This is a genomic window from Aliidongia sp. (assembly GCF_035943795.1).
Classification (GTDB): domain Bacteria; phylum Pseudomonadota; class Alphaproteobacteria; order ATCC43930; family CGMCC-115725; genus Aliidongia.
Window position 1 is genome coordinate 1 of record NZ_DASZBY010000130.1, and the last position, 21,487, is coordinate 21,487.

25 protein-coding genes are annotated in these 21,487 nt (G+C 66.8%); 18 read left to right on the forward strand and 7 right to left on the reverse strand.

Translation table 11 applies throughout. The features are described from left to right. Positions 1 to 171: 171 nt before the first annotated feature. Together VGV37_RS25265 and VGV37_RS25270 are read left to right on the forward strand one after the other, a co-directional pair. Positions 172 to 438, forward strand: a complete 267-nt coding sequence (locus VGV37_RS25265; protein ID WP_326882566.1) for a carboxylesterase family protein — start codon at positions 172 to 174, stop codon at positions 436 to 438. Positions 439 to 480: 42 nt separating this feature from the next. Next, the gene (locus VGV37_RS25270; RefSeq protein ID WP_326882590.1) at positions 481 to 1,677 is read left to right on the forward strand and encodes an MFS transporter; all 1,197 of its coding nucleotides are present in this window, start codon (positions 481 to 483) and stop codon (positions 1,675 to 1,677) included. A 64-nt stretch (positions 1,678 to 1,741) separates the two neighbouring features. Here VGV37_RS25270 and VGV37_RS25275 read toward each other — a convergent pair whose 3' ends face one another. After that, positions 1,742 to 2,881 (reverse strand): acyltransferase, encoded by a 1,140-nt coding sequence (locus VGV37_RS25275; RefSeq protein WP_326882567.1) that lies wholly within the window; start codon positions 2,879 to 2,881, stop codon positions 1,742 to 1,744. Positions 2,882 to 2,981: 100 nt separating this feature from the next. Here VGV37_RS25275 and VGV37_RS25280 point away from each other — a divergent pair, with 100 nt between their 5' ends. After that, positions 2,982 to 3,227: a hypothetical protein gene (locus tag VGV37_RS25280; RefSeq protein WP_326882568.1), complete on the forward strand. Its 246-nt coding sequence runs from the start codon at positions 2,982 to 2,984 to the stop codon at positions 3,225 to 3,227. Beyond that, positions 3,227 to 4,204 (forward strand): C45 family autoproteolytic acyltransferase/hydolase, encoded by a 978-nt coding sequence (locus VGV37_RS25285; protein WP_326882569.1) that lies wholly within the window; start codon positions 3,227 to 3,229, stop codon positions 4,202 to 4,204. Before VGV37_RS25280 ends, VGV37_RS25285 begins: the two co-directional genes overlap by 1 nt. Positions 4,205 to 4,213: 9 nt before the next feature. On the opposite strand, the gene VGV37_RS25290 is transcribed toward VGV37_RS25285, so the two are convergent. After that, complete coding sequence (locus VGV37_RS25290; RefSeq protein WP_326882570.1) at positions 4,214 to 4,933, reverse strand: GGDEF domain-containing protein; 720 nt, start codon at positions 4,931 to 4,933, stop codon at positions 4,214 to 4,216. 174 nt (positions 4,934 to 5,107) lie between these two features. Here VGV37_RS25290 and purE point away from each other — a divergent pair, with 174 nt between their 5' ends. The 6 genes from purE to VGV37_RS25320 are packed head-to-tail and all read left to right on the forward strand — an operon-like array spanning position 5,108 to position 9,719. Continuing rightward, positions 5,108 to 5,599 (forward strand): 5-(carboxyamino)imidazole ribonucleotide mutase, encoded by a 492-nt coding sequence (gene purE / locus VGV37_RS25295; protein WP_326882571.1) that lies wholly within the window; start codon positions 5,108 to 5,110, stop codon positions 5,597 to 5,599. Positions 5,600 to 5,650: 51 nt separating this feature from the next. Then, the gene (locus VGV37_RS25300) at positions 5,651 to 6,733 is read left to right on the forward strand and encodes a 5-(carboxyamino)imidazole ribonucleotide synthase (RefSeq protein ID WP_326882572.1); all 1,083 of its coding nucleotides are present in this window, start codon (positions 5,651 to 5,653) and stop codon (positions 6,731 to 6,733) included. Between the two features lie 13 nt (positions 6,734 to 6,746). Next, entirely contained in the window at positions 6,747 to 7,577 is an 831-nt protein-coding gene (gene mutM / locus VGV37_RS25305) for a bifunctional DNA-formamidopyrimidine glycosylase/DNA-(apurinic or apyrimidinic site) lyase (RefSeq protein WP_326882573.1), read from the forward strand. 19 nt (positions 7,578 to 7,596) lie between these two features. Further along, on the forward strand, positions 7,597 to 7,995 hold the full coding sequence (locus VGV37_RS25310) for a hypothetical protein (RefSeq protein ID WP_326882574.1): 399 nt from the start codon (positions 7,597 to 7,599) through the stop codon (positions 7,993 to 7,995). 51 nt (positions 7,996 to 8,046) lie between these two features. After that, positions 8,047 to 8,823: an enoyl-CoA hydratase gene (locus VGV37_RS25315; protein WP_326882575.1), complete on the forward strand. Its 777-nt coding sequence runs from the start codon at positions 8,047 to 8,049 to the stop codon at positions 8,821 to 8,823. Beyond that, the gene (locus VGV37_RS25320) at positions 8,820 to 9,719 is read left to right on the forward strand and encodes a TIGR01459 family HAD-type hydrolase (RefSeq protein WP_326882576.1); all 900 of its coding nucleotides are present in this window, start codon (positions 8,820 to 8,822) and stop codon (positions 9,717 to 9,719) included. The genes VGV37_RS25315 and VGV37_RS25320 overlap by 4 nt, the downstream gene beginning before the upstream one ends. Before the next feature lie 38 nt (positions 9,720 to 9,757). On the opposite strand, the gene VGV37_RS25325 is transcribed toward VGV37_RS25320, so the two are convergent. Then, positions 9,758 to 10,099 carry a hypothetical protein gene (locus VGV37_RS25325; RefSeq protein ID WP_326882577.1) on the reverse strand — a complete coding sequence of 114 codons (342 nt, stop codon included), beginning with the start codon at positions 10,097 to 10,099 and terminating at the stop codon, positions 9,758 to 9,760. A gap of 101 nt (positions 10,100 to 10,200) precedes the next feature. Between VGV37_RS25325 and VGV37_RS25330 the strand changes: the two genes are divergently transcribed. Continuing rightward, on the forward strand, positions 10,201 to 10,584 hold the full coding sequence (locus tag VGV37_RS25330; RefSeq protein WP_326882578.1) for a VOC family protein: 384 nt from the start codon (positions 10,201 to 10,203) through the stop codon (positions 10,582 to 10,584). Between the two features lie 106 nt (positions 10,585 to 10,690). After that, on the forward strand, positions 10,691 to 10,912 hold the full coding sequence (locus tag VGV37_RS25335; protein WP_326882579.1) for a hypothetical protein: 222 nt from the start codon (positions 10,691 to 10,693) through the stop codon (positions 10,910 to 10,912). Positions 10,913 to 11,195: 283 nt separating this feature from the next. Here VGV37_RS25335 and VGV37_RS25340 read toward each other — a convergent pair whose 3' ends face one another. The 3 genes from VGV37_RS25340 to VGV37_RS25350 all read right to left on the reverse strand — a co-directional run bounded on the left by VGV37_RS25340 (position 11,196) and on the right by VGV37_RS25350 (position 13,894). Continuing rightward, positions 11,196 to 11,861, reverse strand: a complete 666-nt coding sequence (locus VGV37_RS25340; RefSeq protein ID WP_326882580.1) for a PEP-CTERM sorting domain-containing protein — start codon at positions 11,859 to 11,861, stop codon at positions 11,196 to 11,198. Positions 11,862 to 11,935: 74 nt separating this feature from the next. Then, positions 11,936 to 13,333 (reverse strand): alkaline phosphatase family protein, encoded by a 1,398-nt coding sequence (locus VGV37_RS25345; protein ID WP_326882581.1) that lies wholly within the window; start codon positions 13,331 to 13,333, stop codon positions 11,936 to 11,938. Between the two features lie 126 nt (positions 13,334 to 13,459). Next, positions 13,460 to 13,894, reverse strand: a complete 435-nt coding sequence (locus VGV37_RS25350) for a hypothetical protein (RefSeq protein ID WP_326882582.1) — start codon at positions 13,892 to 13,894, stop codon at positions 13,460 to 13,462. A gap of 172 nt (positions 13,895 to 14,066) precedes the next feature. Between VGV37_RS25350 and VGV37_RS25355 the strand changes: the two genes are divergently transcribed. The 3 genes from VGV37_RS25355 to VGV37_RS25365 all read left to right on the forward strand — a co-directional run bounded on the left by VGV37_RS25355 (position 14,067) and on the right by VGV37_RS25365 (position 17,526). Further along, a complete protein-coding gene (locus tag VGV37_RS25355) occupies positions 14,067 to 14,591 on the forward strand; it encodes a PAS domain-containing protein (protein WP_326882583.1) in 525 nt (174 codons plus the stop codon). 127 nt (positions 14,592 to 14,718) lie between these two features. Then, positions 14,719 to 16,869 carry a methylmalonyl-CoA mutase gene (gene scpA, locus VGV37_RS25360; protein ID WP_326882584.1) on the forward strand — a complete coding sequence of 717 codons (2,151 nt, stop codon included), beginning with the start codon at positions 14,719 to 14,721 and terminating at the stop codon, positions 16,867 to 16,869. A 72-nt stretch (positions 16,870 to 16,941) separates the two neighbouring features. Next, positions 16,942 to 17,526, forward strand: a complete 585-nt coding sequence (locus tag VGV37_RS25365; protein WP_326882585.1) for a DUF2889 domain-containing protein — start codon at positions 16,942 to 16,944, stop codon at positions 17,524 to 17,526. A 70-nt stretch (positions 17,527 to 17,596) separates the two neighbouring features. Here VGV37_RS25365 and VGV37_RS25370 read toward each other — a convergent pair whose 3' ends face one another. Further along, entirely contained in the window at positions 17,597 to 17,884 is a 288-nt protein-coding gene (locus tag VGV37_RS25370; RefSeq protein ID WP_326882586.1) for a BolA family protein, read from the reverse strand. A 140-nt stretch (positions 17,885 to 18,024) separates the two neighbouring features. Here VGV37_RS25370 and VGV37_RS25375 point away from each other — a divergent pair, with 140 nt between their 5' ends. Genes VGV37_RS25375 through cobT form a run of 3 tightly spaced genes read left to right on the forward strand, consistent with a single transcriptional unit; the run spans position 18,025 to position 21,487 of the window. After that, on the forward strand, positions 18,025 to 18,567 hold the full coding sequence (locus VGV37_RS25375) for a J domain-containing protein (RefSeq protein ID WP_326882587.1): 543 nt from the start codon (positions 18,025 to 18,027) through the stop codon (positions 18,565 to 18,567). A gap of 58 nt (positions 18,568 to 18,625) precedes the next feature. After that, entirely contained in the window at positions 18,626 to 19,633 is a 1,008-nt protein-coding gene (gene cobS, locus VGV37_RS25380) for a cobaltochelatase subunit CobS (RefSeq protein WP_326882588.1), read from the forward strand. Then, positions 19,634 to 21,487 carry a cobaltochelatase subunit CobT gene (gene cobT / locus VGV37_RS25385; RefSeq protein WP_326882589.1) on the forward strand — a complete coding sequence of 618 codons (1,854 nt, stop codon included), beginning with the start codon at positions 19,634 to 19,636 and terminating at the stop codon, positions 21,485 to 21,487.

Genomic DNA, 21,487 nt, shown 5'->3' on the forward strand with positions numbered 1-21,487 from the left:
ATCGTCCAAACCATCCACCAGGCCGCGTGACACGCTTCCACGACGGCCATTTTCCCCGGGGGCATGCCCCCGGGGAAAACAAGAACGAAGCGGACAGATCACGAGCTACCAAAACCGGACAGCTTGACGAGCTAGCGACACTTCGTCTTCGGCACGTTGACACCCCAACGGGTGATCGGCAGCGCCACGCCCCCGGCCGAGGCGGATCGCGCGCTGGCGCGGAAGATGATGGGCTACTGGGTAAACTTCGCCCTGCACGGGGATCCCAACGGGTCCGATCTGCCCCCATGGCCGGCATATGGCGCGGCGGAAGACATCGTGCAGATCCTCGATGCGACGATCGAAGCCCGCCCCAATCCGCACGCCGCGCGCTTCCGCTTCCTCGGCAGCTTCAGAGAGAACGGCATTCTGCCGATGCGCTGGCGCGAGGCGCTGTAGACGACTCCGGCAACCACACAAACGAGAGAGCGTTTGAACGCTGTGACAGAGATCGTTCGCGCACGCGACGGCGGCTACCCGTCTTCACGTCGTACCCTTCTTACCATCGGCCTCATGCTGATCGCCTCGACACTGCGGGCACCCATCACCGGCGTGGCGCCCATGCTCGGCATGATCCGGGATTCAAGCGGGATCAGCGCTGCTGAAGCAGGCGTTCTGACAACGCTCCCATTGCTTGCGTTCGCCGTGATCTCGCCATTCGCACCGGCCATCGCACGGGAATATGGCATGGAACGGTCCCTGTTCGGCGCGCTGCTGGTCATCTCGTCAGGGATCCTTTTGCGCTCGACTGGTCCCACCTCGACGCTGTTTCTCGGTACGGGCGCCCTCGGGGCTGGAATCGCCGTCGCGAACGTCTTGCTTCCCGGCCTCATCAAGCGGGATTTCCCGACCAGGATCGCCGGCCTGACCGGTGCCTACACCGTCACGACCGGATTGGTCCAAGCGCTCGTATCGACAGCGGCTATCCCGCTCGCCCAACTGCCGGGATCGGGTTGGCACGTCTCCCTCGTCAGTACCGTGATCTTTCCGATGACCGCCCTGATGGTATGGGTACCTCAACTTCGGCGGCAGTCCGCTCCCGGCCCGGTGACCGGTTCTAAAGCCGATCAAAGCGGGATCTGGCGTTCATCCATCGCATGGCAAGTGACGGCGTTTCTCGGGCTGACCTCCCTGGTTTTTTTCAGCATCACGGGATGGCTGCCGACGATCCTCCAGGAAGCAGGCTATCCGGCAGCGACGGCGGGCTCTCTGCACGGACTGTTGCAATTGGCGACCGCGATGCCTGGCCTGGTCCTAGGCTCCGCCATTCGGGGGACCAAGGATCAAAGAGCCCTCGCGGTCGGCGTATCGCTTGCCACAGGCCTTTCGCTCCTGGGCCTGTGGCAGTTTCCCGCTCTGGCGCCGTTGTGGGTCGGACTGTTCGGGTTCGGCGCGGGCGCGGGCTTCGCGCTCGGCCTGGCATTTGTCAGCCTGAGAACTTCGCACAATCATCAGACGGCGGCCCTGTCGGGAATGGCGCAATGCCTGGGCTATTCGCTGGCGGCCGCAGGCCCGGCGCTCGTCGGCTTCGCGCATGATGCAACCGGCGGCTGGGGTGTCGCTCTCGGGCTTTGCATCGCAGCGACCTTGCTCATGGCGGCTTTCGGCAATTTGGCTGGGCGGGAGACGACGATCTGATTTGAGACGAACTGAACGAAGCGGCGCCCTCTTGGTCCGACTGCCAGACCGCGGCCGGGGGCATCTATTCCTTCACCGCCGCCTTCGAGCCATCCTCGGCAATCAGCGGTCCGACCTCGGACGGGCGAGCGCCCCGGCGGCTCAACCGCCTGCGCACCGGCACGTCGTAGATCCGATCCAGCAGCCATGCCGCCCCGACCGCGCCGCCGACGGCGATGAGCAGGCTCGGCCAGAACCGCGCCGCCGGATCGACATGCAGCAGGCTGGCGACGATCAGGCCCAGCGACAGGATCGGCAGATGCGTGATGTAGAGCGCATAGGAGGTGAGGCCCAGCCACGAGGCGATCCGGGCGGCGGCACCGGCGAGTTCGACCCGGGCGCCGATCCAGATGATCAACGGAAACAGGACGAAGGCGTTGGCCAGGCCGAACAGCGGGCCGGTATCCGCCACGGCGAACAGGCCGGCGAGCGCCAGAACCAGCAGCGCGCCGATCCATAACGGCAGGACAGCGCGCCGCCGCCGGAGGTGCAGCCGGTACAGCAGGATGCCGGCGAAGAACGACCACAGCACCCGCGCCCAGCCGCCAAGATAGCCGGGCCAGTCGTTGCCGATGGCGAGGCCCTGGTGCGCGAACGCGGCGACCGCGAGCGCCGTGGCGGCCAGGGCGATGACCAGGACCAGCCGCCGGTCGCTCAGCCAGGCGCAGCCCAGCGCATAGAGCGCGTTGACGGCGATCTCCAGCGACAGCGACCAGGCCGGATCGTTCAAAGGAAAGACCGAACCCGCGGCCGGCGTGATCGCCCCTGGTGTCGGCAGGAAACCCAGGGCGAGCACATAGGCCGCGATGGCGCGAAGACGATTGGGGTGCGGCAGCAGCAGCGCCGCCTGCAGCCAGATCAGCGCCAGCGGCAGGGTGATGCCGATCCAATAGAGCGGATAGAGCCGGACGATGCGCTTGCGCATGAAATTGCCGAAGCCCTGCCCGGCCCGCAGCTTGCGCTCGTAAGCATGGGCGATGACGAAGCCGCTGAGCGCGAAGAAGAAGTCGACGGCCAGATAGGCGTTCGGCAGCAGCGGATGGCCCAGATGGATGCTGTAGTGGAAGACCACGACCGCCAAAGCCGCGACGCCGCGCAATCCGTCGAGCGCGACGAAGACATGGCCGACGTCGCCGCGCGAGCCCGGTGGTTCGATCGCCTTCATCTCTCGTGCCGTCTCCGCTGTGGACCCACGTAGCGCCTGTCGCTCGTGACGACTCTCCCGCACGTGCGAACGCCAGACGCGATGCAACATTGCCAGAAACTTGCCGGTCCCGGGTTTATTTGACGGCACGCCCGAAGGCTTCGCCGACGGCGAGGCGATGACGACAGGCTTGACGGATGCGGAGTTGAAGACCGTACTTCGCTGCCTCGAGGAAGCCCGCGCCGTGGAACTGCCCATAACGGGAAATAGGGAGAGAGGGTTGGATCGTCAGGCGCTCGACACCACGCAGCACAGCGGTGGCGCCGGGGCGATGGCGATCGAGCCCTATCTCCTGCCCACGCTCTGATGCAGAAGCGCTTCGTCTTCGACCGTGAGGACCGACCGGGTGAAGCGTGGGCGGCCCGTTTCGCCGCCGGCCGAGACGAAGCGCGACGCTGGTATCAGGGCCAAAGACGGGCCGATCCGCCGAGCGCCGCGGACTGTCGTGCGGCGTTGCTCCAGCATATGCCTGAGCTGGTGCCGGCCTATGACCGGGCCTGCGCACTGGTTGGCGGCGACGAGTTGGCGCCCTGCCTGCTCAGCCACTATCGGCCGGCACCGACCGCCCACGGCTGCAGCCAGGCGATCTGGCTCGGTTCCGGTGGCCCTGCCCTGATACGCAACTACGATTTCGCACTCGACATGGTATCCGAGCGCTTCGAGCTGACGTCCTGGTCTGGGCGCCGCATCATCGCCAAGGCGCAGCGGCCGTGGGGTGGCTGCATCGATGGCATGAACGAGGTTGGCTTGGTCGCAGCCCTGAACTATGGCGGCAGCGCCGCCCAGGGCCTGGGCTTCTCGGTCATCCTCATGCTGCGCTATGTGCTGGAGACCTGCAGCCGGGTCGACGAGGCGGTTGCGGCCCTGTGCCGGATTCCGATCGCGCTGTCGCAGAACGTGGTCCTGCTCGACCGCACCGGCGCGCATGCGATCCTGTTCCTCGGCCCAGGCCGGTCGCCGGCCGTGTCGCGCACCCGGGTGTGCACGAACCACCAGGAACCGGTCGTCGAGCCCGCCTCCGCCGCTTTGGCCCATTCGCTCGGCCGCGAGCGGCATCTGCAGGCGGCATTGGACGATCCGGCCATGACGCTGCCGGATCTGATCGCGCTGTTCCTGCAGCCGCCGCTCCATTCGCGACGGGCCGCCAGCACGACCGCCTACACCGCGGTCTATCGGCCGGCCGAGGGCCGCGTCGATTATCTCTGGCCCGGCGCGGTCCGCCGCCAGAGCTTCGACCAATTCATGCCCGGCGAATATCTTCACGACTACGCGCTGACGTCCTAAAGCCGGCTGTCAACCGGTCGCGGCCTGTTCGGCGGCCTTGCGCTCCAGCTTGGCGCGGTACATCGCCCGATCGGCGGCTTCGAGCGACGCTGCCACGCCTTCGCGGCCGTTGAAGCAATAGGCGCCGGTCGCGGCGGAAAGCCGGATGGCGACCCCGTTCCACACGAGCGGGCTCGCTTCGATCGCTTCGGCCAATGCCGCGGCCTTTTCGTCGGCCGCCTCCTGCCCGGTCTTGACCAGCAGCACGCCGAATTCGTCGCCGCCCAGCCGCGCCACCACATCGGCATGGCGGACATGGTCGATGAGCGTGCGTGCCACATGCAACAGCGCCGCGTCGCCGGCATTATGGCCCCAGCGATCGTTGATCGCCTTCATGCCGTTCAGATCGATATAGACGACGGAAGACGCCGTGCCGTAGCGCTGGGCCAGCGCCAACAGGCGCGACAGTTCGCGCGTGAAGGCCCGGCGATTGGCCACCGGCATGAGCGCGTCTTCATCGGCGAGCTTTTCCAGATGCGCGGCCCGGGCCTTCGCCTTGTCGAGCTCGCGCTTCAGGCGCCCGACCTCGCCCAGCAGATCCGCCAGCGTGTCGCGGAGCGAATCGGGCACCGCGCCGTCGCCCATGCCCGCCTGCTTCAGCAGTTCATGGAGGGCCAACGCCGGGCTGTCCGCGAGGACGGCAGCCGGCGCGCCCGTGCGCTTTCCCGCCTTACGGTCGGCGATCTTCAACGAAATGTCCTCGCCCCATCCTGGCCCGTTCTCTCGGTGACCCATCCGCAAGGCTCGTCGATCCGCCTCGGAATGGCCGTTAGCATGCACGATCCGGTGCGCTTGCCCAAATGCTTTCCGCCAATATAATGAAGGCCTCGTCAAGAACACTTAAACAATGGGAAGTTTGCGCCGATGACCACATCCCAGGCGCAAGTCGGCGTCATCATGGGCAGCCAATCCGATTGGGAAACCATGCGCCACGCCGCCGAAACGCTGTCGGCGCTGGGCGTACGCTTCGAGACTCGCATCGTCTCGGCCCATCGCACGCCGGACCGGCTGGTGGCCTATGCCAAGAGCGCCAAGGGCCGCGGCCTCCAGGTGATCATCGCCGGCGCCGGCGGGGCCGCCCACCTGCCCGGCATGGCCGCCGCCATGACGCCGCTGCCGGTGCTGGGCGTGCCGGTGGAGAGCCATGCGCTGAAAGGCATGGACAGCCTGCTGTCGATCGTGCAGATGCCTGGGGGAATTCCGGTCGGCACCTTGGCGATCGGCAAGGCCGGGGCGATCAATGCCGCCCTCCTCGCCGGTTCGATCCTGGCGCTGCAGGATGCGGCCATCGCCGATGCTCTCGACCAATGGCGCCAACGCCAGACCGAGGCGGTTGCCGAGATCCCCAAGGACTGACTCCGGACGCGGGTCCGATCCACTTTCGACGACAGGAACAGGGCCTCAAGGATGCTGGCTCCCGGCGCAACCATCGGCATTCTCGGCGGCGGCCAACTCGGCCGGATGACCGCCCAGGCGGCCGCTCGGCTCGGCTTCACCACCCATATCTATTCGACCGAGCCGGAAAGCCCGGGCGCCCAGGTGACGCCCTACGTCACCATCGCGGCACTGGACGATGCCGAGGCGCTGGCCCGATTCGCCGCGTCCGTCGACGTGGTGACCTACGAGACCGAGAACATCCCGCTCTCCACCCTCGACGCAATCCTGCCGCTGGCGCCGGTCCGTCCGGGGCTGGAAGTGCTGCGCGTCGCCCAGGATCGCCTGCGCGAAAAGGACTACCTGCGCTCGATCGACGTCGCGACCGCGCAATATCGCGAGGTCACCGGGCCGGAAGCGCTGGGCCGCGCCATCCGCGACCTCGGCCATCGCGCGGTGCTGAAGACCGTGCGCATGGGCTACGACGGCAAGGGTCAGGTCATGATCACGCCCGACATCAACCCGATCCAGGCCTGGGCCGCCATCGCCGGGGCGGCCGACAGCGCCGGGCTCGCCATCCTCGAATCCTTCGTCGACTATCGCTGCGAGATCTCGGTCGTGGTCGTGCGCGGCGCCAACGGGTCGCTCGCCAACTATCCCGCGGTCGAGAACCAGCACGCGAACCACATCCTCGACACGACGATCGCCCCGGCTCGCATCGCCCCCGAACTCGCCATGCGCGCCGAGGCAATCTCGCGCCACATCGCCGAGCGGCTGGATGTGATCGGCGTGCTCGCGGTCGAGATGTTCGTGACCCACGACGACGAGATCCTGGTCAACGAACTGGCGCCCCGGCCGCATAATTCGGGCCATTGGACCATGGACGCCTGCTACACGAGCCAGTTCGAACAATTGGTCCGCGCCGTCGCCGGCCTGCCGCTCGGGTCGACCGAACGGCATTCGGACGCGGTGATGAAGAACCTGATCGGCAACGATATCGACCGCTGGCGCGAGGCCGTCGGCGAGCCGATGACCAAGCTGCACGTCTACGGCAAGCTGGAGGCCCGCCCCGGCCGCAAGATGGGCCATGTGACCCGGCTGCTGCCGCGGCATTGAGGCGGCATTTCCCATGCCAGAATTGCCCGAAGTCGAAACCGTCTGCCGTGGCCTGGCCGCCCGTCTCGAAGGACGCCGCCTGACGCGGCTGGAGCTGCGCCGGCCGAACATGCGCTTTCCGTTTCCGACCGGCCTTTCGGCCCTGGTCGAGGGGCGGCGGGTCGAGACGATCCGGCGCCGGGCGAAATACATCCTGATGACCCTGGACGATGGCGGGGTGCTGATCGCGCATCTGGGCATGTCGGGCCGCATGACGATCGGTCCGGCCGAAGGGCTGGTGCTCGAACCCCACGACCATGTCGTGTTCGAAACCGAGGACGGCACGGCCGTGCGCTTCAACGACGCGCGCCGCTTCGGCTTCCTCGATTATTGCCGCGCCGAGGATCTGCCGCGGCACAAGCTGTTCGCGGAGCTCGGGCCGGAACCGCTCGGCAATGAATTCTCCGGTCCGATCCTGGCGAAGAAGCTCGCCGGCAAGCTGACCTCGATCAAGGCGGCCCTGCTCGACCAGAAGATCGTGGCGGGCCTGGGCAACATCTATGTGTCGGAAAGCCTCTATTGGGCGCAGGTTTCGCCCATGCGCCTGTCCGCGACCATCCTTGCGGCCGAGGCCGATACGCTGGTAGCCGCGATCCGCCAGGTCCTGCTGAATGCGATCGCAGCCGGCGGATCGAGCCTGCGCGACTATGTCCAGGCGACCGGCGAGCTGGGCTATTTCCAGCACCAATGGGCGGTCTACGGCAAGGAAGGCGAGCCCTGTCCCGACTGCACCTGCACCCAGGGCATCGAGCGGATCGTGCAATCGAACCGATCGACATTCTATTGTGCCCGGCGACAACATTGATGGTGTAGACTGGGTCCCGATGGTCCGACGCCCTGCCCTTTCGGCGGCTCTCGCCGCCTTCCTCATCGCCAGCCCGTGCCTCGCCGGCTCCGGACTGGTTCAGGTGTCGCTCGTCCAACCGGTGTATGTGCCCGGCACCGAAGACGTGCCGCTGATGCCGGGCCTGGCCTCCGACGACAGTTCGTCGCTCGTGTTCGACAAGCCACAGGGCCGCATCGTCGAAGCGGCCGCACGGGGCGCCGTCACGCGGCATGCCGTCATGGCCTTCTACGACGAGAGCCTGCCGCAGCTCGGCTGGCGCCGCACGGCGGCCTCGGCCGGTACCAAATCCTTCGAGCGCGACGGTGAGCGGCTGAGCCTCGATTTCGACGGACGCGACGGCAATCTGCAGGTCGCCTTCACCCTGGCCCCGCGCTGACGCCCGGCTGAATCCGGGGCCGCCAGGCCATCCTTTCCGATGAGGACTCCCATGAGCTACGAAAACATCCTCGTGGAGAAGCGCGGCGCCGTCGGCGTCGTGACGCTCCATCGCCCCCAGGCGCTGAATGCGCTGTGTGCCGCCCTGATCCAGGACCTGGGCGCCGCCCTCGACGACATGGAGGCCGACGACGCGATCCGCGCCATCGTGCTGACCGGTAGCGAGAAAGCATTCGCCGCCGGCGCCGACATCAAGGAAATGGGCGCCAAGACTTACATGGACGTCTATCTCAGCGACTTCATCACCAAGGGCTGGCAGCGGGTAACGACCTGCCGCAAGCCGGTCATCGCGGCGGTCGCGGGCTATGCGCTGGGCGGCGGCTGCGAGATGGCGATGATGTGCGACTTCATTATCGCCGCCGACACGGCCAAGTTCGGCCAGCCCGAAATCACCATCGGCACCATTCCGGGCGCCGGCGGCACCCAGCGCCTGACCCGCTTCGTCGGCAAGTCGAAGGCCATGGACATGTGCCTGACCGGCCGGTTGATGGATGCGACCGAGGCCGAGCGTTCGGGCTTGGTCAGCCGCGTCGTGCCGGCGGCCGACCTGCTGGCCGAGGCGATCAAGGCCGCCGAGAAGATCGCTTCCTTCTCGCTGCCTGCCGTGATGATGGCCAAGGAAAGCGTCAATCGCGCCTACGAGTCGACCCTGGCCGAGGGCATCCTGTTCGAGCGCCGGGTGTTCCATTCGACCTTCGCGCTGGAAGACCAGAAGGAAGGCATGGCGGCCTTCGCCGAGAAGCGCAAGCCGCAGTTCAAGCACAAGTGAGCGCGGTTTCCCCCGACACCGACGGCTGGGTGGTTCCGGTCGTCGGCGGCATCGAGGAGATTGCCGACCGCTACGACGGCTTCATCCTGGACGTCTGGGGCGTCCTGCATAACGGCGTCGAGCCCTATCCGCGCGTCGTCGACACGCTCTATCGCCTGAAGAATGCCGGCAAGCGCCTGTGCATCCTGTCGAACGCCCCGGTGCAGGCCGAGACCGTGGCCGGCCGGATCGAGACGATCGGCATCCCGCGCGACGCCTATCACCACATCATGACCTCGGGCGAGGAGGTCTGGCAGCACCTGAAGCATCGGCCCGACGCGTTCTACCAGGGGCTGGGCCGCCGGGTGCTGCATATCGGACCGGAACGCGACAAGGGCATGATCCACGGGCTGGACCTGGTGCCGGTCGCCGATGCCGGCGAGGCCGATTTCGTGCTCAACACCGGCCCGGGCGAACCGGCCGACACGGTCGCTACATATCAGCCGCTGCTGGATGCCGCGGTCGCGCGCAAGCTGCCGATGGTCTGCGCCAACCCGGACCTGACCGTGATGCGGGGGCCGGAAGTGCTGATCTGCGCGGGCTCGTTGGCGCAGGCCTACGAGGCCCAGGGCGGCACCGTGCGCTGGCATGGCAAGCCCTATCCGGGCGTCTATCGGACGTGCCTGGCGCTGCTCGGCATTGCCGACAAGCGCCGCATCGTCGGCGTCGGCGACAGCCCCCGCACGGACGTGGCGGGGGCCAATGCCGCCGGGATCGACAGCCTGCTCGTCGCCGGCGGATTGCACGCCAACGAGTTCGGCTTCGTGCCGGGCAACCGGCTCGACGCCGGTCACCTGACCCGCGTGCTGACCCACGGACCCCGCCCGAAAACCGTGGTCGGCCGTCTCAACTGGTGAGGCGGGGGGAGGGAAAGCCCCGGTCGTTCCGCCGCCGTCTAATGGTCCGCGCGATGCAAGATCTGGTCGGCAAGGCCGGTGTCGTAGGCCATGCCCTCAGCGGTGATCAGCGCGCCATGGGGAAAGTCCGAGGCGATCAGCCCCTTGCGCTCCAGCGCCTTCCAGGCCGCCTCGTTCGCGAGGCCGGACGCGTCGGCCGTCATGACGACGGCATGGCCGACATGGAAATGATTGCCATGGGGATGCGGCATGTTGCCGATCTCGACGGCACCGCCGTCGCGCGGGCTCGCGTGGTTGGGCGAGCGCGCCAGCTCCTGCATCAGGGTCAGGGTCTTCAACTGCAGCGCATTGAGGCCGAGCGGGTTCTTCTTGGCGGGCATGAGATGGGCTCGTTCGAGGACTCGAGGATCCTGTCAGGCGTAGCCCTTTCCGGGCAGAGGGGCAAGGGTGGCTCCTGGTGTTCCCATCGAGGAGTGGACCGTTGAAACCGACTTTGCTGAGCCATCTCTCCATCGGCGTAGCCGATCTGGCGCGCGGCATCGCCTTCTACGACGCGGTGATGGCGACGCTGGGCGGCATGCGCTGCTTCACCGGGCCGGTGTCGGCCGGCTATGGCCCGGCGATGGACAAGGAGGATCTGGCATTGAAGCTGGCGCCCGGTCCCGACGTTGCGCCGCGGCCCGGGTTTCATCTGGCGTTCACCGCCGACAGCCCGGCCATGGTCGATCGGTTCTACGCGACGGCACTGGCCCATGGCGGCCGGGACGACGGGCCCCCGGGCCTGCGCCCGCACTATGGCCCGACCTATTATGCCGCCTTCGTCATCGATCCCGACGGTCATCGGCTGGAGGCGGTCCACCAATAGCAGGCAGGCCAAACATCTCCCGCGCGTCCGTCCCGTTGGCAAGAGAGTTTTAAGCATAAGCGCCTAGGGTCGCGTCATCTCGTCAGCATGCTAGAGGACCCGGCCGGTGAATACCTCCCACGGCGCCGAAATCATCGCCTTTCCGATCAAGACCCCGTCCTGCATCAATCAGCAGCGCTGGATCCCGAGCCCCGAGGCGCGCCGAGCGGCGGCGGCCATCCCGATCGCGGGCTACCTGCGGCTGTGCGGCATCGTTTTCGCGGCCCTGTTGAGCTGGGTGCTGGTCATCAGCCTGCTGCGCCGGGTCGCGACCATTCTGCAAGGCTAGTCGCCGCGATCCCGTGCGCCGGTGCTGTGGCCCATATCATAGGCCCGCCGGCGCTATCGCCCGTAAAGCAGGTGTCCTCGACACCGCAGGGCGTTCTTCCGATGAACCAGCGCTACGTCTTCCCCTGTCCGAATTGCCATGGCACCGGCGGCGACCCGACCTGCCGACCGCTGCCCGATCGGGTGCAGGAGCGCGTGCCCCTGCCGTGCCGGCACTGCGTCGGCACCGGCCGGCATCGCGAGCCGGCCGAGCCTTCGATCATGCGGCCACAGGCCTGCCGAACTCAGTATCCGCCGAGCGACGCCCGCCGGCGTACCGTGCCGACCAGTGCCAGGCCGCCGATCAGCAGGGCGAGCGATGCCGGCTCCGGCACGTCGGTCGTGCCGTCGACGAAGATGCGCACCGTCGGATCGTTGAAGGCCGAATAGCCCGTATCGAACTGGTTTTGGAACAGGTTCGGCGTCCCGACCGGATCGTTGCCGAAGCTGAGTGAGGCGAAACCGTCGGTCGTGCCGAACAGGCCCGAGCCGAACAGCACGCCATAGGTGCCGGCCTGCAGCGAGACCGAGAGGGTGGCGCTGTTGTCGCCATCCTGGGTCGGGGTGAACACCACGTCGCCCAACGAGATCGATTCCAGGTTCTCGACAGAGGCCGACGGCAGGCCGGTCAGCGACGCCAGGCTGATGATTTCGCCGAAGATCGCGTCGCCGTTGGCGCCGCCGTCCGACACCAGGAAATTACCGCCGATATCCGTGATCTGGGTCGCCGCCGATACGGTGAAGGCCGCACCGATGAAAAAGCTGTTGTCGGTCGTGCCGTCGCCCTGGACGGCATAGCCGCCTTGGAGGGCACCGCTCGCGGTGGCGGACTGATAGAGGACGTCGGCGCGGGCTACCGGGGCGAAAGCGATCGCGCCGAACAGCAGGACCATGGGCAGGGAGAATTTCATCGCAAGCTCCGTAAAGGGCAATGATGGGAAAGGCCGCCCCCGCGCGAGGGGCGGCCGTCAAAAGGCGCCGGGCGTCAGACCGCGAAGCCGTGCTGGTGCATCAGGTCCTGCAGCTGCCGGACCTCGGCCAGGTGATCGGCGAAGGATTCGTTGATCACGTCCATGTTGAGCGCGGTGTTGGTATTGACCGCGCAGGCGGCGCCATAGACCTGGTCCACCAGGTTGACGGGCGGCGGCAGGGTCAGGTTCGGCGCCGAGACGAAATCGAGCGCCGTCGCGATATTGCCCGAGGACACGCCGCGCACGCCCAGGCTGGGCAGGCCGAAGCGCCAATTGATCATGTTGAGGATCGAGACCGCGTCGAACTGGGTCTTGGCAACGGCGCCCCGACGCGCCCGCGGACCGATCAGCACGCAGGGCACCCGGAATCCCAGGCGGCCATCGGTATTGCCGACGATCGTCCGCTCGCTATCCGACACCGGCGCCAGGGCAGGCGGCACATGGTCCGCGAAGCCGCCGGCCTCGTCGTAGTTGATGACGAACAGGGTCCGGCCCCATTGCGGGCTGGCGGTCAGTGCCTGATAGACCGTGTTCATCAGCACCTGGCCGTTGCGGATGTCGGCCAGCGGATGATCGTCGTTGGACAGGCCAGCGGCCTCGCCCGAGAATTTCGGGTCGATATAGGTGATCGACGGCAGGGTGCCGGCGGACGCATCGACCAGGAATTGGTCGAACGGAAACGAGATGCCGGCATACTTGCCGCCCCACAACGCGGTGAAGGCGGAGTCGCCATAGTAATAACCGGCGCTGACGCCGGCGGCGGCGGCCGTGTCCCAGATCGACGGCAGGGTCGACAACAGGCTGTTGGTGTAGGCCGAGGGGCCGCCGGTGGTCAGGCGATCGGTCTGGCCGGTATGCATGTAGAAGCGGTTCGGCCACGTCGGCCCGAGAATCGAGCAGAAATAATTGTCGCAGATCGTCCAGTGCCGCGCGGCGCCTGCGAAAAATGGCACGTCGTTCGCTACGTAGTAGCCAATCGGAAAAGTGTCGCCCACTTTCGCGGTCTTGAGAAAGCCGTCCATCGCGCCATTGTCGAAATGGGTCCGGCCGCCGCCGAAGCTGTGATTGGGATCGGCGAACTGGCAGTTCTGATAGTTCGGCGCCAACGGGAAGCTGGCATGGGACACGCCGTTGGTGTCGAGGAACGTCCGGCCAGCCTGCTTGCCGGCGGCACCCGGCACCCAGCCCAGCATATGGTCGAACGAGCGGTTCTCCATCATCAGGACGACGATGTGGTCGATGCCCGAATCCGCCGGCTGCGGCAGCCCGCCGGTCGCGACCTGGGCGAAGGCGCCCGTGAGCGACGAGCCCATCGCGGCGACGCCGGCCATGCCGGCCACGCCCTTGATGACGCTGCGACGCGAAGTGTTCGACAAGGGAAGGATATTGTCTTCAGGGGGCTTTTCAGTCATCGCCACGGGCTCCTCGAAACGGGAAAAGTTTTGCCCGCGTGTCTCTAGCGTCCCGATGCGACGGGTCCGTGTCAGTTCGGCGTTGGTTTGGAAAAGAATAAAATACGAGCGATTTCGGCAATCAACTTACCGTGATCGGGCGCCGCCCTGGCGCATCATCTGCCGGGTCGCGTCCGACAGGATCGCCTCCGCCGCTGCCTCGTCGTGCCGCTGGGCGCGGGCCGCATCTCTGGGCGCCACGGCGGTCGGCGGCAGGGCGAGCGAAGGGCCGACGGCCGTTTCCGGTGCTTGCGGGTGCAGCACTCTCTCACCCGCGGCGCTCGTGATCGTGACGCCGTCGGTGCGGATGGTGGTCACGGTCCACCCGTCGATCTGCCGCCCTGCCTCGACGCGCTGCGTCTCGCGATCTCGCGCGAACAAGGCCACGCTTACGCCCGGCCCGACGATGACCCCGGCGAGACGCCAGTCCCAGGCGATCCCCACGGCCTCGTTCGCGCCGGCCGATGCAGACGCCAACCCCCAGGCGACGCACAAGGCCGTCAGGCAGCAAAAAGCGCGCATGGGAGCCTTCTCCGGATCCTGGCCACGAAACGCACGACCCTATCCGTCGAGTGTGACGCTTCGGGCGTTCCGTGCCGGCAGGCCGGATAGGCCCATTGGTAACGGAACCGCAGCCAATGGGGATCAGGATCCGCGATGACCGTCAGCTTCCGCACGGTCGCGCGAGGTGCATATGGACGGCATGGTGGTGGGACAGGTCGAGGCGGTCGAACTCGACATCGCCGGAAATCCCTATCCGGATCTGCAGCGCGTCCATGCCTATTGGACGGCGAAGCGGCAGGACCGCTTCGCGCCGCGCCGGCGGGACATCGACCCGGTCGACATGGTCGACGTGCTGCCCCGGATCATGCTTGTCGACATCGAGCAGGAGCCGCTGGATTTCCGCTATCGCCTGGCCGGCACCGGCATCTGCGACACCCACAGCACCGATCCGACCGGCAGCAGGCCGCGCGATCTGAAGCCGCGGGCCTACGGATCGCTGGTCGATGGCCATTATCGCGCCGTCGTAATGCGACGGGTGCCGACCCTGCATCTCATCGTGCTCGACACCCATGATCGCTCGAGCGCTTATGCCCGCCTGCTGCTGCCGCTGTCGGAGGATGGCGTCAGGGTGACGATGCTGATGGCAATCGACGGCAAGGAACAGAACGGTTGGCCGCTCCGGCAATTCTTCGAGACGCTGACGCGCCGAAGCTGAGCCCTGCGCTTCGGGCGCGTTTCCTTCCCATGACGCGGCGCAGCATTCCCTATATACTGCTTGCGAGCGACGAGACACGGGAGCTACCCGTGCGTGCGCGGTTTTGGTTTGGAGAGGAGCAGCGCCCATGGTCGATTTCCCCAAGCGGAGCCTTGCCGATTGGCAGGCGCTCGCCGCCAAGGAATTGAAGGGGGCGGCTCCGGACACCCTGGTCACGACTACGCCCGAAGGGCTGGACGTCAAGCCGCTCTATACCGCCGCCGATCTCGAAGGCCTCGATGCGCTGGGCACCATGCCCGGCTTCGCGCCGTTCCTGCGCGGCCCGCGCGCGACCATGTACGCGAACCGGCCCTGGACCATTCGCCAATACGCGGGATTCTCGACCGCCGAGGAATCCAACGCGTTTTATCGCAAGAACCTGGCGGCCGGGCAGATGGGGTTGTCGGTCGCCTTCGACCTGGCGACCCATCGCGGCTACGACAGCGACCATCCGCGTGTCGTAGGCGACGTCGGCAAGGCCGGTGTCGCGATCGATTCTGTCGAGGACATGAAGATCCTGTTCGACGGCATCCCGCTCGACCAGATGAGCGTGTCGATGACCATGAACGGCGCCGTGCTGCCGGTGCTGGCCGGCTATATCGTGGCCGGTTTGGAACAGGGCGCGCGGCTCGATCAGCTGTCGGGGACCATCCAGAACGACATCCTGAAGGAGTTCATGGTCCGCAACACCTATATCTACCCGCCGGAACCCTCGATGCGCGCGGTTGCCGACATCATCGAGTACACGGCGCAGAACATGCCCAAGTTCAACTCGATCTCGATCTCCGGCTATCATATGCAGGAGGCAGGTGCCACTGCGGTACAAGAGCTGGCCTTCACGCTCGCCGACGGCCTCGAATATGTCCGGGCCGCGCTGTCGAAGGGCCTCGCCGTCGATGCCTTCGCCCCGCGCCTGTCGTTCTTCTTCGCGATCGGCATGGACTTCTTCATGGAAGTGTCGAAGCTGCGCGCCGCCCGCCTGCTCTGGGCCGAACTGATGAGCCAGTTCGAGCCGAAGAAGCCCGAAAGCCTTGCGCTCCGGACCCATTGCCAGACGTCGGGCGTGTCGCTGACCGAGCAGGACCCGTACAACAACGTGGTGCGCACCACGATCGAGGCGATGGCGGCCGTACTGGGCGGGACCCAGTCGCTGCACACCAATTCGTTCGACGAGGCGCTGGCGCTGCCGACCCCGACCTCGGCCCGCATCGCGCGCAACACGCAGCTGATCATCGCCGAGGAGACCGGCATTCCGCGCGTGATCGACCCGCTGGGCGGCTCCTACTACGTCGAGCATCTGACCGCGAGCCTGGCCGAAGCCGCGCGGACCCTGATCAAAGAGGTCGAGGACCTGGGCGGCATGACCAAAGCGGTGGCGTCGGGCATGCCCAAGCTGCGCATCGAAGAGGCCGCCGCCCGCCGGCAGGCCCGCATCGATCGCGGCGAAGAGGTCATCGTCGGCGTCAACAAGTACAAGACCAACGACAGCGCCCAGGTCGACACGCTCGACATTGATAATGCGAAGGTCCGCGAAAGCCAGGTCGCCCGACTGAAGCAGATCCGCGCCAAGCGCGACAGCGGCGCGGTCGAAGCGGCGCTGGCCGCGCTGACCCGGTCGGCCGAGACCGGCGAGGGCAATCTGCTGGCGCTCACGGTCGAGGCGATGAAGGTTCGCGCCACGGTCGGCGAGGTCTCGGACGCGCTGGAGAAGGTGTTCACCCGGCACAAGGCCGAGATCCGCTCGATCTCGGGCGTCTATGCCTCGGTCTACGAGGGCGACCAGAGTTTCGACCAGATCCGTGACGACGTCCGCCGCTTCGCCGAGGAAGAAGGTCGCCGGCCGCGCATGATGGTGGTCAAGCTGGGCCAGGACGGCCATGACCGCGGCGCCAAGGTGATCGCGACCGCCTTCGCCGACATCGGGTTCGACGTCGACGTCGGACCGCTGTTCCAGACGCCGGAGGAGGCCGCGCGCCAGGCGATCGAGAACGACGTCCATGTCGTCGGCATCTCGAGCCAGGCCGCCGGCCACAAGACCCTGGTGCCCGCGCTGATCCAGGCGCTGCGCGACCAGGGCTCGACCGACATCATGGTGGTATGCGGCGGGGTCATTCCGCCCCAGGACTATCCGCAACTGAGGGCCGACGGCGTCGTCGCGATCTATGGGCCGGGCACCAACATCCCGAAGGCGGCAGCCGAGATCCTGGGCCTGATCCGGCAGCAGCGCCTGGCCGCTTGAGTTCAGGGCACGGGAGCCGCGCGGGCGGCGCGGTTGTGGCCTTGCCAAACAGTCGTTAGGCTCGACGCCACCATGCCGCTTTCAGCCCCTGCTCCGCGCGAGCCTATCCATACCCGCCACGTCGAATGCCGCGGCTATCGCCGCGCCGATGGCCTGTGGGACATCGAAGGTCATATGACGGACGTCAAGAGCTACCCCTTCGCCAACGAGTGGCGCGGGGCGATCACGCCGGGCGTGCCGCTGCACGAGATGTGGATCCGCATCACGGTCGACGAAGACCTGCTGATCCACGAGATCGAGGCTGTGACCGACAACTCGCCCTATCGGATGTGCCCCGACATCGTCGATAATTTCCAGCGCCTGAAGGGCCTGCGCATCGTCGGCGGCTTCACCAACAAGATGAAGGCGGCGGTCGGCGGCGTCCAGGGTTGCACCCATCTGGTCGAGCTGATGGGTCCGATCGCCACCACGGCGTTCCAGACGATCTTTCCGCTGAAGAAGCCGCGAGACAAGACTCCTGAAGAGATCGCCGCCGCGGCTGATGCGCCGCGCAAGCGGCCGCCGCTGCTGGAAAGCTGCCACGCCTTTGCGACCGACAGCCCGATTACCCGGAAAGCTTGGCCGGACTTCTATACCGGACCCAAGGACGAGGCCTGACGCCGAGGCTTTCCGGCCGCACGGCGATCATCACCGGCGGCATCGGATTGGGCATGGCGGAGGCCGAGGTTCAGAGCCCCGCCTCCTCCGGCGTCGCGGTCTTGAGCGACAGGGCGTGGACCGGCCCGGCCAACTCGTCCTTCAGGATGTCGTAGACCATGCGCTGGCGTGCCACACGGCTCTGGCCGGCGAAGGCGACGGAGACAATCTCCAGATTGAAATGGCTCTCGCCGTTCTTGTGACCGGAACCCGCCATGCCGGCATGGCCCGCATGGCGGGCGGAATCATCGTCCACGACCAGCCGGACCGGTTTCAGGGCGAGGGTGAGCTTGCTTTCGATCGATTGGGCGACGCGCATCGGCAACGGCCTTCCAGCGGAGAGGGTGGGTCGAAGCTGAGATGGGGCGTGCCGCCCCTCCGTGTCAACCGGTCGGCACACGGGCGATACGCGCGGCGCGCGCTTGTCTTCGCCCCCCAGGCCCTTCCATACTCCGCACCATGGCCCGTTCCCGCGCCGCCCATTATGACCCGACCGAACCCGCACGGCCGCTGACGCGCTATTGCGACCATGAGGGCTGTGTGAACGAAGGCGAGTTCCGCGCACCCCGTTCACGCGACAAGCTCAATCTCTATTGGTGGTTCTGTCTCGAGCACGTGCGCGCCTACAATGCCGCCTGGAACTACTACGAGGGCATGAGCGAGAGCGAGATCGAGGCCGACCTGCGCAAGGACACCGTCTGGCAGCGCCCGACCTGGCCGCTGGGCTGGCGCCTGAAGATGCGCGATCCGCTGAACATCATCGACGGCGACGAGCCCGACGGCCACGGCGGCCATCGCCAGCGCGAGATGACCATAGAGGAAAAGGCCCTTGCGGTTTTCGAACTTGACCCGCCTTTCACCTTGGTCGAATTGAAGAAGCGCTACAAACTCCTGGTCAAGCGCTACCATCCGGACGCCAATGGCGGCGACAAGGATTCCGAAGAGCGCTTGAAAGTGATCAACCAGGCCTTCGCGTTGCTGAAGGCCAAATATTTCGCCTGAGAGTGTTGTCCGACCTGCCACCCTCGAACCGCCAACCAGTTACGGGATTGCCAAGCCGATGCCTTCCGCCTCTCCTTCCGCTGCCGAAACGGTCAACGCCCACAAGCTGCCGGACATCACCATCTCGGTGCGCCAGACCTTCGGCATCGACAGCGACTTGCAGGTGCCGGCGTTCAGCACGACGACCGAGCATGTGCCCGACATCGACGAGGCCTACAAGTTCGACCGCGAGACCACGCTCGCGATCCTGGCCGGCTTCGCCTTCAATCGGCGCGTCATGATCCAGGGCTATCACGGCACCGGCAAGTCGACCCATATCGAGCAGGTGGCGGCGCGGCTCAACTGGCCCTGCGTGCGCATCAACCTCGACAGCCACATCAGCCGTATCGACCTGATCGGCAAGGATGCGATCGTGCTGAAGGATGGCGTGCAGGTCACCGAATACCGCGAAGGCATCCTGCCCTGGGCGCTGCAGAGCGCCACCGCGATCGTATTCGACGAGTATGACGCCGGCCGGCCCGACGTGATGTTTGTGATCCAGCGCGTGCTCGAGGTCGAAGGCAAGCTGACCCTGCTCGACCAGAACAAGGTCATTCGCCCGCACCCGGCCTTCCGCCTGTTCTCGACCGCCAATACGGTGGGCCTGGGCGACACGACCGGCCTCTATCACGGCACCCAGCAGATCAATCAGGGTCAGATGGACCGTTGGAACATCGTGTCCACGCTCAACTACCTGCCCCATGACGACGAAGTGGCGATCGTACTGGCCAAGGCACCGAATTTCGACGACGAGGACGGCCGCAAGATCGTCTCGTCCATGGTGGCACTGGCCGACCTCACTCGCGCGGGCTTCATCAACGGCGACATCTCGACCGTCATGTCGCCGCGCACCGTCATCACCTGGGCCGAGAACACGCGGATCTTTGAAGGCGACATCGCCTTCGCCTTCCGCCTGACCTTCCTCAACAAGTGCGACGAGATCGAACGCTCGACGGTCGCGGAATATTACCAGCGCTGCTTCGGCACCGAACTCAAGGAGACCGGCATCAGGGCTGGCCGCGCGTAGATGACCCTCGCTGACGACGCCGTCGAAGAGTTCAAGCGGGCGACCGCCGCGACGCTGCGCGCCATGGCCGAGCGCGACGACGTCACCGTCGCCTATGCCGCCGATCCGCCCGGCCTGACCGGCACCAAGGCACGCCTGCCGGCGCCGCCGCGCGACCTGCCGCCCGAGATCGCGGGCCAGGTGCGCGGCGCCGCCGACGCGATCGCGCTGCGTCTGAAGCATCACGACCCGGTGCTGCACGCCCGCCGCCAGCCCCACGGCGAGCAGGCCCGCGCGATCTTCGAGGCGGTCGAGCAGGCGCGCGTCGAGGCGATCGGCGCCCGGCGCATGGTCGGCGTCGCCGACAATCTGGCGATGGGCCTGAACGAGCGCTATCGCCGTGCCGGCTTCGACCGGGTGATCGAGCGCAACGAGGCGACCCTGCCGGAAGCGATCCGGCTGATGGCGCGCGAGCAGATGACCGGCGCGCCGCCGCCACCGGCCGCCCGCCAGATGATGGAGCTGTGGCGCCCGTTCCTCGAAGGCAAGCTGGTGCAGGATTTCGCCGCTCTGGAGCGCGAGATTAACGACCAGGACGCCTATGCCTCGGCCGTGCGCCGGCTGATCAAGGACCTCGACGTCGACCTGGGTGACGCCGAGGGCGACAGCACCGAGGGCGACGACGACCAGGACGGGTCCGACCAGGGCGAGGCCGGCGACAGCCAGCAGGCCGAGCAGGAATCCGGCGAGGGCCAGCGTGGCGAGCCGGAGAGCATGCCGGCCGATGCCGCACCCGAGGATGGCGAGGACGGCGGCGCCGACGAGATGACCGGCGAAATGATGCCGGGGTCGGCCGACGACGATGACGAGACCCAGCCGGGCAAGGCGAACCAGCGCCAGTCCGGCACCGCGGCCGACGACCCGAACGCCTATCGCGCCTATACCGCGACGTTCGACGAGATCGTGCTGGCCGACGAGCTATGCGACGCCGACGAGCTGACCCGGCTGCGCGCCATGCTCGACCAGCAGCTGTCCAACCTGCAGAGCGTGATCTCGCGCCTCGCGAACCGCCTGCAACGCCGGCTGATGGCCAAGCAGACGCGCTCGTGGGAATTCGACCTTGAGGAAGGCATGCTCGACGCGGCGCGCCTGTCGCGCATCGTCACCAACCCGGCCTATCCGCTGAGCTACAAACGCGAGAAGGACACCGACTTCCGCGACACGGTCGTCAGCCTGCTGATCGACAATTCCGGATCGATGCGCGGCCGACCGATCAGCGTCGCCGCGATGAGTGCCGACATTCTGGCGCGCACCTTGGAACGCTGCAACGTCAAGGTCGAGATCCTGGGCTTCACCACCCGCGCCTGGAAGGGCGGCCAGTCACGCGAGCGCTGGATCGCCGACGGCAAGCCGGCCAACCCGGGCCGCCTCAACGACCTGCGCCACATCGTCTACAAGGCCGCCGACGCCCCATGGCGCCGGGCGCGGCGCTCGCTGGGCCTGATGCTGCGCGAAGGCATCCTGAAGGAAAACATCGACGGCGAGGCCCTGCTCTGGGCCCACAGCCGCCTGATGGCCCGCACCGAGCAGCGGCGCATCCTGATGGTCATCTCCGACGGCGCGCCGGTCGATGATTCGACCCTCTCGGTCAATCCCGGCAATTATCTGGAAAAGCACCTGCGCCAATCGATCGAGATGATCGAGCGCAGCTCGCCGGTCCAGCTGGTCGCGATCGGCATCGGCCACGACGTGACCCGCTACTATCGCCGCGCGGTCACCATCGTCGACGCCGAACAGCTGGGCGGCACGGTGATGGAAAAGCTGGCGGAGCTGTTCGACGAGCCGGCCGGCGGGGGACGGCGCCGGCGGGGGTGA

Coding starts and splice junctions, on each gene's coding strand:
- VGV37_RS25275 (WP_326882567.1), bottom strand. CDS start 2,881: ATGAAGGCGATCGAACCACCGGGCTCGCGCGGCGACGTCGGCCATGTC.
- VGV37_RS25285 (WP_326882569.1), top strand. CDS start 3,227: ATGCAGAAGCGCTTCGTCTTCGACCGTGAGGACCGACCGGGTGAAGCG.
- purE (WP_326882571.1), top strand. CDS start 5,108: ATGACCACATCCCAGGCGCAAGTCGGCGTCATCATGGGCAGCCAATCC.
- VGV37_RS25300 (WP_326882572.1), top strand. CDS start 5,651: ATGCTGGCTCCCGGCGCAACCATCGGCATTCTCGGCGGCGGCCAACTC.
- mutM (WP_326882573.1), top strand. CDS start 6,747: ATGCCAGAATTGCCCGAAGTCGAAACCGTCTGCCGTGGCCTGGCCGCC.
- VGV37_RS25310 (WP_326882574.1), top strand. CDS start 7,597: ATGGTCCGACGCCCTGCCCTTTCGGCGGCTCTCGCCGCCTTCCTCATC.
- VGV37_RS25315 (WP_326882575.1), top strand. CDS start 8,047: ATGAGCTACGAAAACATCCTCGTGGAGAAGCGCGGCGCCGTCGGCGTC.
- VGV37_RS25325 (WP_326882577.1), bottom strand. CDS start 10,099: ATGCCCGCCAAGAAGAACCCGCTCGGCCTCAATGCGCTGCAGTTGAAG.
- VGV37_RS25340 (WP_326882580.1), bottom strand. CDS start 11,861: ATGAAATTCTCCCTGCCCATGGTCCTGCTGTTCGGCGCGATCGCTTTC.
- VGV37_RS25345 (WP_326882581.1), bottom strand. CDS start 13,333: ATGACTGAAAAGCCCCCTGAAGACAATATCCTTCCCTTGTCGAACACT.
- VGV37_RS25350 (WP_326882582.1), bottom strand. CDS start 13,894: ATGCGCGCTTTTTGCTGCCTGACGGCCTTGTGCGTCGCCTGGGGGTTG.
- VGV37_RS25355 (WP_326882583.1), top strand. CDS start 14,067: ATGGACGGCATGGTGGTGGGACAGGTCGAGGCGGTCGAACTCGACATC.
- scpA (WP_326882584.1), top strand. CDS start 14,719: ATGGTCGATTTCCCCAAGCGGAGCCTTGCCGATTGGCAGGCGCTCGCC.
- VGV37_RS25365 (WP_326882585.1), top strand. CDS start 16,942: ATGCCGCTTTCAGCCCCTGCTCCGCGCGAGCCTATCCATACCCGCCAC.
- VGV37_RS25370 (WP_326882586.1), bottom strand. CDS start 17,884: ATGCGCGTCGCCCAATCGATCGAAAGCAAGCTCACCCTCGCCCTGAAA.
- VGV37_RS25375 (WP_326882587.1), top strand. CDS start 18,025: ATGGCCCGTTCCCGCGCCGCCCATTATGACCCGACCGAACCCGCACGG.
- cobS (WP_326882588.1), top strand. CDS start 18,626: ATGCCTTCCGCCTCTCCTTCCGCTGCCGAAACGGTCAACGCCCACAAG.
- cobT (WP_326882589.1), top strand. CDS start 19,634: ATGACCCTCGCTGACGACGCCGTCGAAGAGTTCAAGCGGGCGACCGCC.